15 protein-coding genes and 4 tRNA genes are annotated in these 13,557 nt (G+C 54.5%); 8 read left to right on the top strand and 11 right to left on the bottom strand.

What is annotated here, in order from left to right; genetic code table 11:
• Positions 1-229: 229 nt before the first annotated feature.
• Positions 230-1,222 carry a LacI family DNA-binding transcriptional regulator gene (locus ACX5K5_RS01055; protein ID WP_443438146.1) on the top strand — a complete coding sequence of 331 codons (993 nt, stop codon included), beginning with the start codon at positions 230-232 and terminating at the stop codon, positions 1,220-1,222.
• A 70-nt stretch (positions 1,223-1,292) separates the two neighbouring features.
• On the opposite strand, the gene pyrE is transcribed toward ACX5K5_RS01055, so the two are convergent.
• Positions 1,293-1,850 carry an orotate phosphoribosyltransferase gene (gene pyrE, locus ACX5K5_RS01050; RefSeq protein ID WP_170947861.1) on the bottom strand — a complete coding sequence of 186 codons (558 nt, stop codon included), beginning with the start codon at positions 1,848-1,850 and terminating at the stop codon, positions 1,293-1,295.
• A gap of 246 nt (positions 1,851-2,096) precedes the next feature.
• Here pyrE and ACX5K5_RS01045 point away from each other — a divergent pair, with 246 nt between their 5' ends.
• A complete protein-coding gene (locus tag ACX5K5_RS01045; protein WP_096256467.1) occupies positions 2,097-2,531 on the top strand; it encodes a MarR family winged helix-turn-helix transcriptional regulator in 435 nt (144 codons plus the stop codon).
• A gap of 94 nt (positions 2,532-2,625) precedes the next feature.
• Positions 2,626-3,450 (top strand): NAD(+) synthase, encoded by an 825-nt coding sequence (gene nadE, locus ACX5K5_RS01040; RefSeq protein WP_096256468.1) that lies wholly within the window; start codon positions 2,626-2,628, stop codon positions 3,448-3,450.
• Between the two features lie 4 nt (positions 3,451-3,454).
• Here nadE and ACX5K5_RS01035 read toward each other — a convergent pair whose 3' ends face one another.
• From ACX5K5_RS01035 to ACX5K5_RS01020, 4 genes are all read right to left on the bottom strand, one after another.
• Positions 3,455-3,754, bottom strand: coding sequence for a winged helix-turn-helix domain-containing protein (locus ACX5K5_RS01035; protein WP_096256469.1), 300 nt, complete (start codon positions 3,752-3,754; stop codon positions 3,455-3,457).
• Positions 3,751-4,188, bottom strand: coding sequence for a hypothetical protein (locus ACX5K5_RS01030; RefSeq protein ID WP_188686269.1), 438 nt, complete (start codon positions 4,186-4,188; stop codon positions 3,751-3,753). Before ACX5K5_RS01030 ends, ACX5K5_RS01035 begins: the two co-directional genes overlap by 4 nt.
• Positions 4,185-4,382 carry a hypothetical protein gene (locus ACX5K5_RS01025; protein ID WP_096256471.1) on the bottom strand — a complete coding sequence of 66 codons (198 nt, stop codon included), beginning with the start codon at positions 4,380-4,382 and terminating at the stop codon, positions 4,185-4,187. Before ACX5K5_RS01025 ends, ACX5K5_RS01030 begins: the two co-directional genes overlap by 4 nt.
• Before the next feature lie 126 nt (positions 4,383-4,508).
• Positions 4,509-5,651 (bottom strand): acyl-CoA dehydrogenase family protein, encoded by a 1,143-nt coding sequence (locus ACX5K5_RS01020; RefSeq protein WP_096256472.1) that lies wholly within the window; start codon positions 5,649-5,651, stop codon positions 4,509-4,511.
• Between the two features lie 71 nt (positions 5,652-5,722).
• Here ACX5K5_RS01020 and ACX5K5_RS01015 point away from each other — a divergent pair, with 71 nt between their 5' ends.
• Positions 5,723-6,226: a MarR family winged helix-turn-helix transcriptional regulator gene (locus ACX5K5_RS01015; RefSeq protein ID WP_096256510.1), complete on the top strand. Its 504-nt coding sequence runs from the start codon at positions 5,723-5,725 to the stop codon at positions 6,224-6,226.
• Here ACX5K5_RS01015 and mmsB read toward each other — a convergent pair.
• Positions 6,221-7,117: a 3-hydroxyisobutyrate dehydrogenase gene (gene mmsB / locus ACX5K5_RS01010; protein WP_096256473.1), complete on the bottom strand. Its 897-nt coding sequence runs from the start codon at positions 7,115-7,117 to the stop codon at positions 6,221-6,223. The genes ACX5K5_RS01015 and mmsB overlap by 6 nt on opposite strands.
• On the bottom strand, positions 7,114-8,166 hold the full coding sequence (locus ACX5K5_RS01005; RefSeq protein WP_459174880.1) for a 3-hydroxyisobutyryl-CoA hydrolase: 1,053 nt from the start codon (positions 8,164-8,166) through the stop codon (positions 7,114-7,116). Before ACX5K5_RS01005 ends, mmsB begins: the two co-directional genes overlap by 4 nt.
• A gap of 105 nt (positions 8,167-8,271) precedes the next feature.
• On the opposite strand from ACX5K5_RS01005, the gene ACX5K5_RS01000 reads away from it, so the two are divergent.
• A complete protein-coding gene (locus ACX5K5_RS01000; RefSeq protein WP_188686289.1) occupies positions 8,272-9,072 on the top strand; it encodes an exodeoxyribonuclease III in 801 nt (266 codons plus the stop codon).
• A 2-nt stretch (positions 9,073-9,074) separates the two neighbouring features.
• Entirely contained in the window at positions 9,075-9,929 is an 855-nt protein-coding gene (locus ACX5K5_RS00995; RefSeq protein WP_105677718.1) for a DUF8083 family protein, read from the top strand.
• A 90-nt stretch (positions 9,930-10,019) separates the two neighbouring features.
• Here ACX5K5_RS00995 and ACX5K5_RS00990 read toward each other — a convergent pair.
• The 4 genes from ACX5K5_RS00990 to ACX5K5_RS00975 all read right to left on the bottom strand — a co-directional run bounded on the left by ACX5K5_RS00990 (position 10,020) and on the right by ACX5K5_RS00975 (position 10,480).
• Positions 10,020-10,096: transfer RNA gene (locus ACX5K5_RS00990), tRNA-Asp, on the bottom strand.
• Between the two features lie 59 nt (positions 10,097-10,155).
• A tRNA-Phe gene (locus ACX5K5_RS00985) sits at positions 10,156-10,228 on the bottom strand.
• Positions 10,229-10,277: 49 nt separating this feature from the next.
• Positions 10,278-10,351, bottom strand: a tRNA-Asp gene (locus tag ACX5K5_RS00980).
• A gap of 56 nt (positions 10,352-10,407) precedes the next feature.
• Positions 10,408-10,480 (bottom strand) — tRNA-Glu (locus ACX5K5_RS00975).
• A gap of 134 nt (positions 10,481-10,614) precedes the next feature.
• On the opposite strand from ACX5K5_RS00975, the gene ACX5K5_RS00970 reads away from it, so the two are divergent.
• Together ACX5K5_RS00970 and ACX5K5_RS00965 are read left to right on the top strand one after the other, a co-directional pair.
• Positions 10,615-10,986 carry a metallopeptidase family protein gene (locus ACX5K5_RS00970; protein WP_096256476.1) on the top strand — a complete coding sequence of 124 codons (372 nt, stop codon included), beginning with the start codon at positions 10,615-10,617 and terminating at the stop codon, positions 10,984-10,986.
• Positions 10,987-11,760: 774 nt separating this feature from the next.
• The gene (locus tag ACX5K5_RS00965) at positions 11,761-13,503 is read left to right on the top strand and encodes a C40 family peptidase (protein ID WP_459174879.1); all 1,743 of its coding nucleotides are present in this window, start codon (positions 11,761-11,763) and stop codon (positions 13,501-13,503) included.
• The last annotated feature ends 54 nt before the right edge of the window (positions 13,504-13,557 follow it).

The raw sequence follows: 13,557 nt of genomic DNA, 5'->3' as shown, positions 1-13,557 counted from the left end.
GGCTCACCCAAGAATGTCACCGTGACGCAAGTCATGTCAATCGTTTTCGATAACGTTTTCGAAAACGATGTCGAAATATAAGTTTTTATAACTCCAGACCGAGTTTCCTAGTGGGAATCGCGCCTTAGCGTGAGGTAGCGTAGGCCGAGTGATAACCCCATCGGCTGAAGTCTCCGGCATCCCTGAACAATCGCCTGGCTCTGCCCTGTCTCAAAGTACAACGAACCGCGTGACCATTAATGATGTTGCGCAGGCGGCCGGGGTCTCTGTCTCCACCGTGTCTAAAGTAGTCAACGCACGTTATGGCGTAGCACCGAGCACCATGGAGCGTGTTCTGCAGGTCATTGCCGAGCTGGGCTATGAAACTTCTCTTGTTGCTTCGTCTTTGCGCAGCAGTCGAACTAACATCATCGGGATCTTGGTCGCCGAATTTGAGCCATTCGCATTGGAATTACTCAACGGAATTTCGGCAACACTTCGCGGCACCCAGTACGACCTCATGGCCTACGCTGGCAACCTCGCTCCGGGCGGCCGAGCCGGCTGGGAACACCGCTCACTATCCCGACTCGGCGGGACGCTCATCGACGGCGCCATTATCGTCACGCCCACCGTCGAGATCCCACATAGTTCGGTTCCGGTGATCGCTATTGACCCACACGCCGGCACGAGTGGTCCGGCGGCCATCGATGTAGATAACTTCGGCGGAGCCAAAACTGCGACCGAGCATCTGATCTCCCTTGGACACCGGCGCATTGGTCATATCAAGGGACGTTCAGACCTTAAATCTGCACACTTGCGCGAGTCCGGATACCGCCAAGCACTACAGGATGCGGGAATATCCTATGACCCACAACTGGTCCATGACGGCGACTATCAACGAGATCTGGCGGCAATAGCCGCCACCGATTTATTGACGCTTCCGCAACCGCCCACCGCAATCTTTGCCGCCAATGACCTCTCGGCACTTTCGGCTATTGAAACGGCCAAAAGCCTGGGACTAAATGTTCCCAATGATTTATCGGTCATCGGTTTTGACGACATTCCCGAGGCAGCCCAATCAATGCCCACACTGAGCACGGTACGTCAGCCTATGCATGAGATGGGAGCCACCGCGGTGACCCTACTGTTGAGCATGTTGGCCGGCGAAGAAGTCACGCAACCAGCGCAGATGCCCGCATCCCTGATCCCACGCGAGTCGACGGCCACTGCGCCACAACCCTAAACTCGATATTAAACGTCTGGCCTCGTCCTAAGCTGGTGAGCTTCGGACGAGGCCAGATGATTAGTAGGCTCTAGAGCCCCAACTCGGTCTTCCCATAGGCGAACAGGTAAGGCACGCCAGCTTCGGCTTCGATACGTTCTTTCGCGCCGGTGTCACGGTCAACGATTACCGCGACGGCAATGACGTTTCCGCCGGCTTTGCGTACACCCTCAACGGCGGTCAATGCGGATCCGCCGGTGGTTGAAGTATCTTCCAGCACGATCACGTCCTGACCATCAACGCTGGGACCTTCAACCTGACGGCCCATGCCGTAGGACTTCTGTGCCTTGCGCACCACGAACGCGTCGAGTTTACGTCCCTGATTGCGTGCGGTATGCATGATGGCGGTTCCTACCGGATCCGCTCCCATGGTCAAGCCACCGACGTTGGTGAATTCAAGCTTTGCCTCGTCGAGCAGGTCTAACATCACCTCGCCAATCAGCCCGGAAGCTTCCTGTTGCAAGGAGACCCGACGCAGATCGATGTAGTAGTCCGCTTCCTTCCCGGAAGACAGAGTCACCTTGCCACGTACGATGGCAAGTTCTTGGATCAGTTCTTTTAGTCGCTCACGGGCGCTGGTTTCGCTCATGGACATAATTCTAGTCGCCTGCGCATGCCGGGCGTCGCAATCGACATCCCATGTGACGCTTCCTCCAGCACACTATCCTCAGCCGTCCCCGCGTGATGGGTCGCCGCGGCATAGCTGAGTCATCTCGGCGCTTTTTCTAACGCCAGACCTAGACACAGGCTGATTTCGGTGAACCGTAATTGAGTTGGCGTAACTGAGTAAAAATAGCCCCTAGCCCCAGCGGGAACTCCCGGATAAGGTGGGATCATGAACGCGACTCGCCCCTTGGGTTTCTGGTTGAAATTGGTAGATTCGCTGATTGACGAGCAGTTTGCAGCGACCTTAGAAGAACACGGCGTCACCCGCCGACAGTGGCAGGTGCTAAACCTGTTGGAGCAAAACCCGGCGTCTGAAGCCAAACTTATTTCTGGCCTTTCTCCGTTTTTTGCCTCGCCGGATGAGCCTCAAAACGTCACCGAGCATTTGGCAGAATTGGTTGAATCCGGCTGGATTTCACACCTAGACGGTGAATACACAATTACCGAACGCGGTCACGTTTCACTGGTGAAGCTCAGCGAACTAGTGGACCGGATCCGCTCACAGTTCGGTGAAGGACTAACCGAAGAGGAATATGCCACGACCGTGAGCTCGCTGGAGCAGATGGCGCGGAACTTTGGCTGGAGCGACGCCGAAACCGATTAATGGTGAATCGCCAAATGTTGAATACAGATTAACTTTCTGTTCCGACTCCGATTAAAAGCCCAAGCTCCTTGTTCTCTTGCCTAGGATGGTAGGCATGCGTGAACTGCAAGCAGAGATCATTGAAGAACTAGGCGTCATGCCTGAAATCATTCCTACACAGGAGATCACCCGCCGTGTGGGATTCCTGAAGGACTATCTAGCCGCGACGCGGGCCAAGGGCTTCGTACTGGGTATTTCTGGGGGAATCGATTCCACCCTGGCTGGTCGCTTGGCGCAATTAGCCGTCCAGGAAATTCGTGAGGCCGGCGGAGAAGCACGCTTTATTGCGGTTCGGTTGCCTCATGGGGTGCAAAGCGATGCCGATGATGCGATGAAAGCTATGGCTTTTGTCGCCGCGGATGAAGAATTTGAAGTCAACATCGAAAAGCCGGTCAGTGCCTTGGATGTGGCATTAGACGATGCCGGGCACCCTCGCCTGACCGATTTCAATCGGGGTAACGCCAAGGCCCGGATGCGCATGATTGTCCAGTATGCCTTAGCCGGCGACCGCCGCTTCTTGGTGCTCGGAACCGACCATGCCGCCGAATCCGTGACCGGATTTTTCACTAAATTTGGTGATGGTGGAGCAGACTTGCTGCCGCTAGCCGGGCTAAACAAACGTCAAAATCAGGCATTGTTGCGTCAGTTGGACGCTCCCGAATTGCTCTGGGCTAAGGAGCCAACGGCTGACCTATTAGGTGGGCAACCTTTACGTAGTGATGAAGACGAGCTCGGGCTGACGTACGCCAATATTGACGACTATCTTGAAGGTCGGGAGGTAGATTCCGCGGTGGCCGAAGTCATCGAGTCCCGTTTCCTGGGTTCGCGCCACAAACGCGCCGTTCCAGCTACCTACCGCGATACCTGGTGGCAGTCTTAGCCGGTTACAGTCCGCTGGTGATAGCTCGCAACGCCTGAATATGCTCGGTGAGGCTGGAACGCCCGTGCGCAGAAAGTTTAACCCAAGTGCGCGGGCGTTTACCGACAAAACCTTTGCGGACTTTGAGGTAACTTTTTTCTTCAAGGCCCGTGATATGCCGGGAAAGGACCGAGTCGGAGACTCCGAGAGTCTCCCGCAGAGTCTTAAAATCGATTTCTTCTACTCCCTGCAGTGCAGCCATCAAGGACAGTCGCACAGGGTTAGTGAAGTCATCGTTCATCTGGGTGCGTGGGTGCTCGCTCATCGTTTCATCATCCAAACACCGCCGAGAAGCAACGGCAGCGCCACCGCCAGTCCGAGCAATACGACCAGAAATGCAGCCATCGGCGTGGTGATCAGGGTAAGCGTCACTGCGTAAATACCGAGGCTGGCAAAGAGGCTTAGCAAGTATGCCTTACTCATTCCGCGAGGAAGCACACTACGGACCTTGAGATAGCCAAAGCTCAAAGCGAAGATTGCCAGTATGGCCGCTCCGACAAGTATAAAAAATGCGGTCAGGCTACGTTCCGGGTGATACACGTGAAGCAACCCGTGCAGCACGCCGAGCACTAGCCCGAGGGATACACAAAGCATTCCTAATTGCTTGGCACCTCGTTTGGCCACCGGGGTCATCTCACGTTGCGCATTTTCGAAAGCGGCTAGTTGTTCCGCCGCGCTGAGTTCTGGTTCGCGGTTCATGCCAGAGCCTTACGATTTTGCTTCTGCTGCTGAACGTAGGCGCTAATTGAAGCTCCAATGGCTGCGAACCCTGACATTCCCGCAATAACCAACGCCGGAGCTTCAGTGGCCATTCCGGACACTGCCATGAACAGGCATCCGAGGGTCATGACGGACCATAGTGCGACGAACCAAAATTTCTTTGAAACAAACATTGTCTTCTCCGTTGTTGGTGGGGCTTGTGTTCTAAGACTAACAAGTACTTTCCATATTGGAAAGTACTTTCACGAAAATCTTTCTGAAGCCCCACCAACTAGCCAAGCCAGCACCACATTTATGGGTTAGACGAAGGCGCTCACCCCGGTCAACGCTCGTCCGACAATCAATGAATTGATCTCGTAAGTTCCTTCGTAGGTATGGATAATTTCAACATCGCAGAAGACTTTAGCCATCTCATAGTCGGTCACAACGCCGTTGCCGCCCAGCAATGCCCGTCCCAGGGAAGCCGACCGTCGAGCCAGCCGCGTAGCAGTCGACTTCGCCAACGCGGCATCAACCATTTCTAGCTCACCGCGTTCTTGCTTGCGCGCAACATCCACCATCATCGACAGGCAAGCCGTAGCGTTGCCCGCTATCTCGGCCAAAGGTTCTTGCACCAGTTGAAAAGCAGCAATGGGTTGCCCGAATTGCTGACGTTCCTTCGCGTAGGCGGTACAAATATCCAAAGTTGCTAACATCGCTCCGACCGCTTGCCACCCGACCCATGCACGGGATTGCATTAGCAAGGCGTTAGCCGAGGCGAAGTCGACAGCACCAGGAAGCTTGTTTTCTAAAGGAACCCGTACGTTATCCATGACAATGTCGGCATTCTGCATAATGCGCAGGCCAATCTTGTTCTCAATTTTTGTAGCGCTATAACCGGGACGGTCACTCTCTACGAGAAATGCCCCAACCGCACCACTGTCAGGGCATTTTGCCCAGATTAACGCGAAATCGGCAAGAGTTCCCATGCCGATCCAACGCTTGGCGCCGTTGAGCACATACTCCTCACCTTCACGGGTCACCGTGGTGTGAATGCCACCGGCGATATCCGAGCCATGGTCAGGCTCGGTCAAGGCGAAGGCGCCAAAAGCTTGAAATTTGGTAAGTTTCGGGAGCCAGAGTTCACGTTGTTCGGCAGATCCGAGAGCGTCGATCATACCCACCACCAGCTCGTTGTGAATACCAACAATCGATGACAGTGAAACGTCTGCACGCGCGATTTCCGCATGAAGCAGCCCGCGCAAAAGATGCGAGGAGCCGTCTAGCTGGAGCCCGGCTAGCCCTTGACCAGCTAACCCTTGGACAAGTTCTGCAGGAAATTCCTCGCGATTCCAGAATTCAATCGACTGCCGGCGAATATGTTCCTGTAGGAATTCACGCACCTGATCTAGTCGTTTTTGATCGGCCTCGTGTAGTTGGTGTGCCACACCCAATAGGTCCATCAGTTTTCTCCTTCCAAACCCTTGGAAGTCCAAGTATATTGTTGGACTAAGACTTCTTCAGGGGGTAAATGTTGAATTCTCCGTTGCCACGCGACCCGATTGCCGAGGCCCGAGAACAGTGGGTTTCCCATGGCTGGGCTTCCGAAGCTGATGCCATGGCGGCGATCACCGCGGTAATGCGCACCGCGTCGATCTATTTGCAGCGAGCCGATGCGATCCTCAAACCGCATGGGCTCACCTTTGCGCGCTTTGAGGTTCTTGCCTTACTTGGGTTTTCCAAGCGTGGTTCGCTTCCCATGAGTCGCGCCAGCGAACTACTTCAGGTTCATGCAACTAGCCTGACCAATTCCGTAGATCGCCTTGAAGCCACCGGCTTAGTGCAACGCATTGCACATCCCACCGATGGGCGAACCCGGCTTTTAGAGCTAAACCCTCAAGGCTTAGAAGTGCTCAACGCAGCACGGGAGGACCTTAACAAGATGCTCTTCGCCCAAAGCAACTTGGCCCCTAAAGACGCGACGGAACTTTTCGAAATTCTCTCGCGCTTCCGCCGCGCCTCCTGTGATTTTTTATAATGACCCGTCGCGGATCGCATTGATAACACCCGAGAAATCCGTGCCAGCATTGCCCTCGTCACTGAATTTCCGGTAGAGGGCCGCCGCGAGGCTCCCGAGTTTGGCATCGGTCTGAGTATTATCTAAAGCGCTGGATGCTAACCCAAGATCCTTGGCCATCAAGGCTGCGGCAAACCCTGGCTGATAGTCACGATTAGCCGGCGATGTGGGGACTGGCCCCGGTACCGGGCAGTTGGTAGTTACTGCCCAGCATTGCCCCGAGGCCGAGGAGATCACGTCATACAAGGCTTGATGCTCCAGCCCCAAGCGCTCACCTAGGACAAAGGCCTCCGCGGCGCCGATCATGGAAATCCCTAAGAGCATGTTGTTGCAGACCTTGGCAGCTTGACCTGCTCCATGCCCGCCGCAGTGCACGATTTTTTTGCCCATTACTTCAAGCACCGGGTTAATCTGCGCCAAATCTGACTGATCCGCACCAAGCATGAAAGTCAGACTTCCCGCTTCGGCGCCAACAACTCCCCCGGATACCGGTGCATCCGCACTGCGGTGACCGGCGTCCACCGCGAGCTGCGCCGCTTCCCGGGCTTGGGCTACGTCGATGGTGGAGCATTCCAAGAACAGCGTATTGTCCTTGGCCGTTTCCAGCAGGTACCCCCGGTAAGCATCTAATACATGCTGACCGGTAGGGAACATGGTGAGCACTATATCTACGTCCTGCGCGGCATCGGCGCCAGCCGACACGGTTTCTATGCCAGCAGCTTGGGCTGCCTCAAGCGCGGCCGGGACAACATCAAAAGCTTTTAATCGATAGCCTGCGCGATGCAAATTGATCGCCATAGGTAGGCCCATATGGCCTAGTCCTAGAAATCCAATGACTGGCTTCTCGCTCATTTTCCGCTCTTCTCTCGTATCCCCTGCTCCAACAGTGCAAAATTCAGTTCTGCTCCCGGCAACGGAGCAAAGTGGCGAGCCGTGCGCTGCGCCGAAGTCAGATCTCCCACCTGCTCACGCCACTGTGGGTTGCGGTCCTTATCGATCACCGCCGCGCGGATTCCTTCAGCGAAGTCAGGATCATCTAGGCGGTTGACGGCTGCCCTAAATTCTCGGCGCAGGTCTTCGCGCAGGTCATCTCCGGCACTAGATAACAGCTGATCAACGAGCCGAACCGAGCTCGGACAGGCAGCACGAAGCGCCTTGGCCGCAATTTGGCTCTGCGACTGATCGCTCGCATTTAGCGCCGCGAGAATCCCGGGGATGCTCGGCTCGGCGAAGGCCTCTACCCGCTGACCATCGAGCATGCCTGGTTCTGGCTCGGACTTATATCGAGCAATAACTTCCTCGACTTCTGCGCCCTCTAGCTCCGTCAAGAGCTGGGCCAAATTTTCTTGGGGTACATAGGTGTCGGCCAGACCTAGAGCTATCGTATCCGCAGCCTGAAATTTCAATCCCGTCAGCGCTGCAAGACGCCCTGCGGCCTTGTCACCCTGAGCAAGCAGGTGGGTGCCTCCGACATCGGGGAAAAATCCGATTTCCACCTCAGGCATACCGCAACGACTTGTTTCGGTCACGATGCGGTGACTACCGTGAGCCGACACTCCGATGCCCCCACCGAGCACAATCCCGTCCATCAGCGCCACGAATGGCTTGGGATACTCATCTATGAGCACGTTGAGCTGATATTCAATACGCCAGAACTCTTCGGTGGACCCGTCGCGGTTCAAAATATCGCGGTAAATGGCCACGATGTCTCCACCGGCACACAAGCCTCGTTCCCCTGCCCCGGTGATCGCTACATGGTGCACCTGCGGGTCTTCACGCCACGCAAGCAGGGCATGAAGCATCTCCCGGCACATCTGTGTGGTCAGTGCGTTAAGCGCGGCTGGCCGGTTCAGAGTAATGAGTCCCAAATGTCCCCGGCGTTCGGTCAGAATGTCGGTCAAAATACCCACCCCTCGGTGATCGCTGTCACAGTTCAATCTCGAATATACTCGGACTTCCAAGTAAATTGAAGTGGCGCATGACAGCAAACTTGATAGGTTGAACTAGTGAAGATTGCAACCTGGAATGTGAACTCCCTGCGGGCCCGGGCTGACCGCGTCGAAGACTGGCTGCGCCGATCCGACGTTGATGTCCTGGCAATTCAGGAAACGAAATGTAAAGACGATAACTTCCCCTGGGAACTTTTCGAGAATAACGATTACGAGGTGGCGCATTTTGGCGTCAACCAGTGGAATGGCGTAGCCATTGCCTCCCGCGTTGGACTTGACGACGTGCAACGCACCTTTCCCAACCAGCCCGAGTTTGGTAAAGGTGGGAAAGATCCTATCCAGGAGCCGCGAGCCATTGCGGCCACTTGCGGCGGGGTCCGCGTTTGGAGCTTGTACGTACCCAACGGACGCGCTTTAGATGACGAACATATGGGCTATAAGCTCAACTGGCTCGAAGGCCTGAAGGAAAATTCCGCTCAGTGGCTCGACGCCGACCCGAAAGCTCAAATCGCGTTGCTCGGTGACTGGAATATTGCACCTAAGGATGAAGATGTCTGGGACATCCAATTTTTCTTGGACAACCAGCTAACCCACGTCTCTGCCCCCGAGCGAGCAGCTTTCACTACTTTTGAAAATGCTGGTTTTTCAGATGTGGTGCGACCGTATACCGAAGGTGAATACACCTACTGGGATTACACGCAGCTGCGCTTCCCGAAGGGTGAGGGCATGCGTATCGACTTCGCACTGACCTCTCCCGCGCTGACTGAGCGCGTAGTGGGCGCAACTATCGACCGCGAAGAACGCAAGGGTAAGGGCGCCAGTGACCACGCACCAGTCATTGTGGAGTTGAACGACTAACAATGACAAAAAAATTGATTGGGCCCCTCGAAGAACTTACAGCCGCCACCGCACATCTGCGCGTCTACGAGCCTTTGGATACCTTCGAAGATTGGGCCCAATCAATTATTCTTCGCAACGGACAACGCAGTGCGAGTCATTGGGATAATTACGAAAATCAGAACCTCTGGGAGCGCACGTTACGAGACGTCTCAGACCCGTTCCCGCATAACGAGATTGAGCATTTCCGTTCGCTAAAGGTTCTTGATTATGAGGGCAACGAGCACACTCGCTACTGCCCTGGACAGCTAAAGGCGCGTAGCCTTTTAGCAGCAGAACAAGCCGAGGAAGCGATCCGGTCCGAAGTCTTCGATCTTCTTGTACCGCCGGCGGCGCGCAGCGCCAATGCCGAGCGAGTGACTCCAGAGCAACTTGCAGCAGACCTGACGCATTTACATACCCGCACTTCAACGTGGGGAATCCCGCTGAGCTGGTTTGCGCTCTTCCGCGAAGATGATGAGTTCGAGCAGATCCATCAAGATGACCGCCTCATGACGGTGCGCCTCATCGTACCTTTTGAGCAGGCTGTAGAACGCCTTGCCTGGGCAGTCCAGACACTAGTGACCTATGCTCCGCAGGCTCCGCTATTTGAAGAGCTAGGGGCTCTAGGAAGCTGGCTAGAATCCTTCGATAGGCGTTCCGTCATCGAGCTAGATTATGGATTACTTGCTGAAATTGTGTGGCCAGACGAGTCGGCCAATGATTTGATGCACGGAATCCAGGCCATCGAGGATGGTGACTTCTCCACTGCGGCAGCCGCTTACCGCCGGCTGACTAATCGCTGGCTAGGCCCTCGTCACTTGGGACGGGCTAACTAAAAGCTCGATACCCAACACCGCAACACCAACCATGGCGGGTAGAGAAGATCTTTAAAGTAAAAAGCTCCGGAAAACCGGAGCTTTTTTTGTTGGCGACCCTGACGGGACTTGAACCCGCGACCTCCGCCGTGACAGGGCGGCGCGCTAACCAACTGCGCTACAGGGCCATGCATTTTGAAAAACTTTCAAATCACATAGTAAAGCCCTCGGTAAACCGAGGGCTACGTGGCTCCGACCGGCGTCGATCCGGTGACCTTTCGATTTTCAGTCGAACGCTCTACCAACTGAGCTACAGAGCCTGGTACCACTAAGTGGACACCAGATTTATTGCCTAAACAATAAACCGAGCGACCCTGACGGGACTTGAACCCGCGACCTCCGCCGTGACAGGGCGGCGCGCTAACCAACTGCGCTACAGGGCCTTGCTTTCGCAAGCCAATGAATTTCTTCATCTGACAACCAACAAGTTGGTTGTTTGTACCCCCAACGGGATTCGAACCCGTGCCGCTGCCGTGAAAGGGCAGTGTCCTAGGCCGCTAGACGATGGGGGCCTATATCTGCTTCGGTTTCTTGCGTCTCCGTAGCGGACTTCAACAACTATACGTGGCCTTTTTACCTTTTGCAAAATCGGCCTTTGCGGCAATTTTTTCAAGCTCAAAGCGACGCTGAACAGTAGGGTTGAAATATGAATTTGGAGATGAGTGACGACGAGTTTGACGACCTAGTCCAGTCGGCTGTCGACAGCATTCCGCAGAGCGCTATCGACATGATGGACAACGTCATTTTCTTTATCGAAGACGAATACGAGCCACTCCCTGGAGAACCAAAAAACACCGAGATTCTGGGCTTATACGAGGGTGTTGCACTCACTGAACGTGATCTCGGTTGGGCATCAGGCGCCCTGCCAGACCGGATTACAATTTTCAAAAACCCGACTCTAAGAGCCTGCGAAACACGAGAAGATGTCATCCGTGAAGTGCGCGTTACAGTCATGCATGAGGTGGCGCACCACTTCGGAATCGACGACGATAAATTGCACGATTTGGGCTGGGGATAGCAAAATTTCGTAAAAACTTATATTGAGATGTGCGTCACGAATTTTGCTCAAAATGGTGCAAAACTTGTCTTGCCAGCGCTTCTCATATTGTTGACCTCGGCGCCGCGGGTGGGAAAACCGACCTCTGTCGGTGTTTCAGGGCCGGCATGCCGATATTTTATTTATCTGCGACTGAAGCGAATCGCACCATGGATGCGCTGCATGCACATGCTTAGTCCGCGACGGGCAAAGCTTCGCCCTGACGAAGCCGACTTCCCGCTCAGTGATCATTACTTTCTGGTTCCATCACCTTTAGCCGTTGGGCGCGCTGAGCATCATGGCCAAACACGCTCAATTGGCACTTTCCTAAGCCAAGAACGTTTTAGCCTGCCTATACCTACATAAGGACGCAATAACAGCGCATTTCAGCCCTCATCTTGCTTAGTCGCGCGACAAAGTAACGAACGTGGACCCAGTTCCAACATTTTTGCGTTGCCGCACAGTCAAGATAACGAATCAAACGTGATCAAGCTTGGCACTTATAGGACTTTTACTTCCCGCCAAAAACCCTAAAACCATACCTTTTAATCCACCTTCGTCCATATCACTCCGTAATTAGGGGCAGAAATCCCATCGATGTAATTCTTGTGACTGGTGTGACTAGTGTTGCCAAGCACCTCTTTTTTGGCCTAGTGTGCTATTTGGGACCTTGACCAAATTGCAACATTTCGATCTCGAAAAATTACGATTGGTCCTTTTCCCAACTGTCATCACCTGAATCTAGTGAGGAACGATATGGCGAACCGCCACTCGCTCGGCGTTGCCGCGTGCACCCTGGCCCTAGCAGTCTCATGTCTTGCTGGCGCCGTCCCGGCATCTGCCGCACCGTCGGCGAAGTTTCCCACGGCTATTTCGGTCGCCGCTGCACCGTCAAACACCTCTTTGCCCTCAGCGGCAGAGGTAGCGGCTGCCAAGTCGGACAAGAACGCCACTAACAACATGATTGCCCGCCTCGAAGCATCGCTTGCCTCAAGCCGTGCTGATCTACAGCGTGTTGAGACCGCCGCTCTAGAAGCACAGGAATCGTTGCTGACTGCCGGGCAGGAACGCGATTTGCGTTCAGCCGAGGCTGACAAAGCAGTTGAGCAGGTCAAATATGCGAAGCAGTACCTAGCCCAGAGTCGCAATGACCTTGGCGCTATCGCTTCGGATATGTACCGCAACGGTGCCAGCAACTCCAGCATTGGCATCCTGCTACAGGATGATGAATCAAACGACATCTTCTACAAGGCCGCCACCATGAGCGCCTTGAGCGAGAATCGCTCCCAGACGGTCAACACGGCCTCTGAAGCCGAAGCCCTCGTCACTGCTTGGGAAGAGTACGCAGACACCGCTCAGAAGGCCGCTAAGGCTGCTGCAGCGAACTATGACGAGGCTGCGACTACCGCTACCTCCACTCTGAACACCTACGAATCGTCGATCACTCCTCAGAAGGAACTTCGCGACGAACTTATTGGTCATCTTTCGGTCCTCAAGGAAAAAGAAGAAGCAGTAGTTCGTAAGCAGATCGCCGAGCAAGAAGAAAAAGCTCAGGAAGCGGCCCTGAAGGAAGTCATCGAGACTCCGCAGGCCGATGAGCCGGTCTCGAAAGATGACTTGGCCACTGCGCAACCACTTGCTGTAGAAACTCCCCAGGAATTCGAAGCTCTTGATTCCGAAGATGGCGACAACTCAAAGCTAAGAACTTTAACTCCAAAGGTGATCGAGCTCGAGAAGAACGAGCCGAAGGAAACTGAGAAGCCAAAGGAAACCGAGGCTCCAAAGGAAACTGAAAAGCCTAAGGAAACCCAGGCCCCAAAGGAAACCCAGAAGCCAAAGGAAACCGAGAAGCCGAAGGAAACTCAGGCTCCAAAGGAAACCGAAAAGCCAAAGGAAACCCAGGCTCCAAAGGAAACTCAGAAGCCAAAGGCTAAACCCAAGCCTAAGGAAACCGAGAAGCCAAAGGTCATGCCACAGGCTCCTGAAAAGCCAAAGGTTATCGAAGCTCCGAAGCCAGAACCTAAGAAGGTTCAGCCAAAGGCCCCCGAAAAGCCCAAGGTGACTCCGAAGCCAAAGCCTGAACCTGAGGTGAAGAAAGAAGAGCCTAAGCAGGAGAGCAATAACAGCAACTATTCTGCTGCGATCTCTTGGGCCTTGAAAACCGCTGCTGATCCGAGCAAGGGTTACGTCTACGGCGCCAACGGACCAAATGTTTTTGACTGCTCCAGCTTCTCCAAGAAGGCGTTCGCCCAATCTGGCATCAACCTTCCACGTAGTTCCAGCCAGCAGTACGCGAGTGCTCCTCAGTATGTCTCGCTGAACGAGCTACGCCCGGGTGACTTGGTGTTCTCGTCCTCTAATGGTGGCGCTTCGTTCTACCACGTGGCTATCTACATCGGTAACGGCCAAGTAGTTCACGCTCGTAACCCAGGTGCCGGTATCTCGACGACCCCACTGAGCTGGGTCAACAACCTACATTCGAAGGCAGCACGCTACTAAGCCCGCTCACCTCCGAAAAAAATGCTTCCGTAGTCTGCTGACTGCGGAAGCATT

It is taken from the genome of Glutamicibacter bergerei (assembly GCF_054495185.1).
This window is presented reverse-complemented; position numbering and strand designations above follow the sequence as displayed.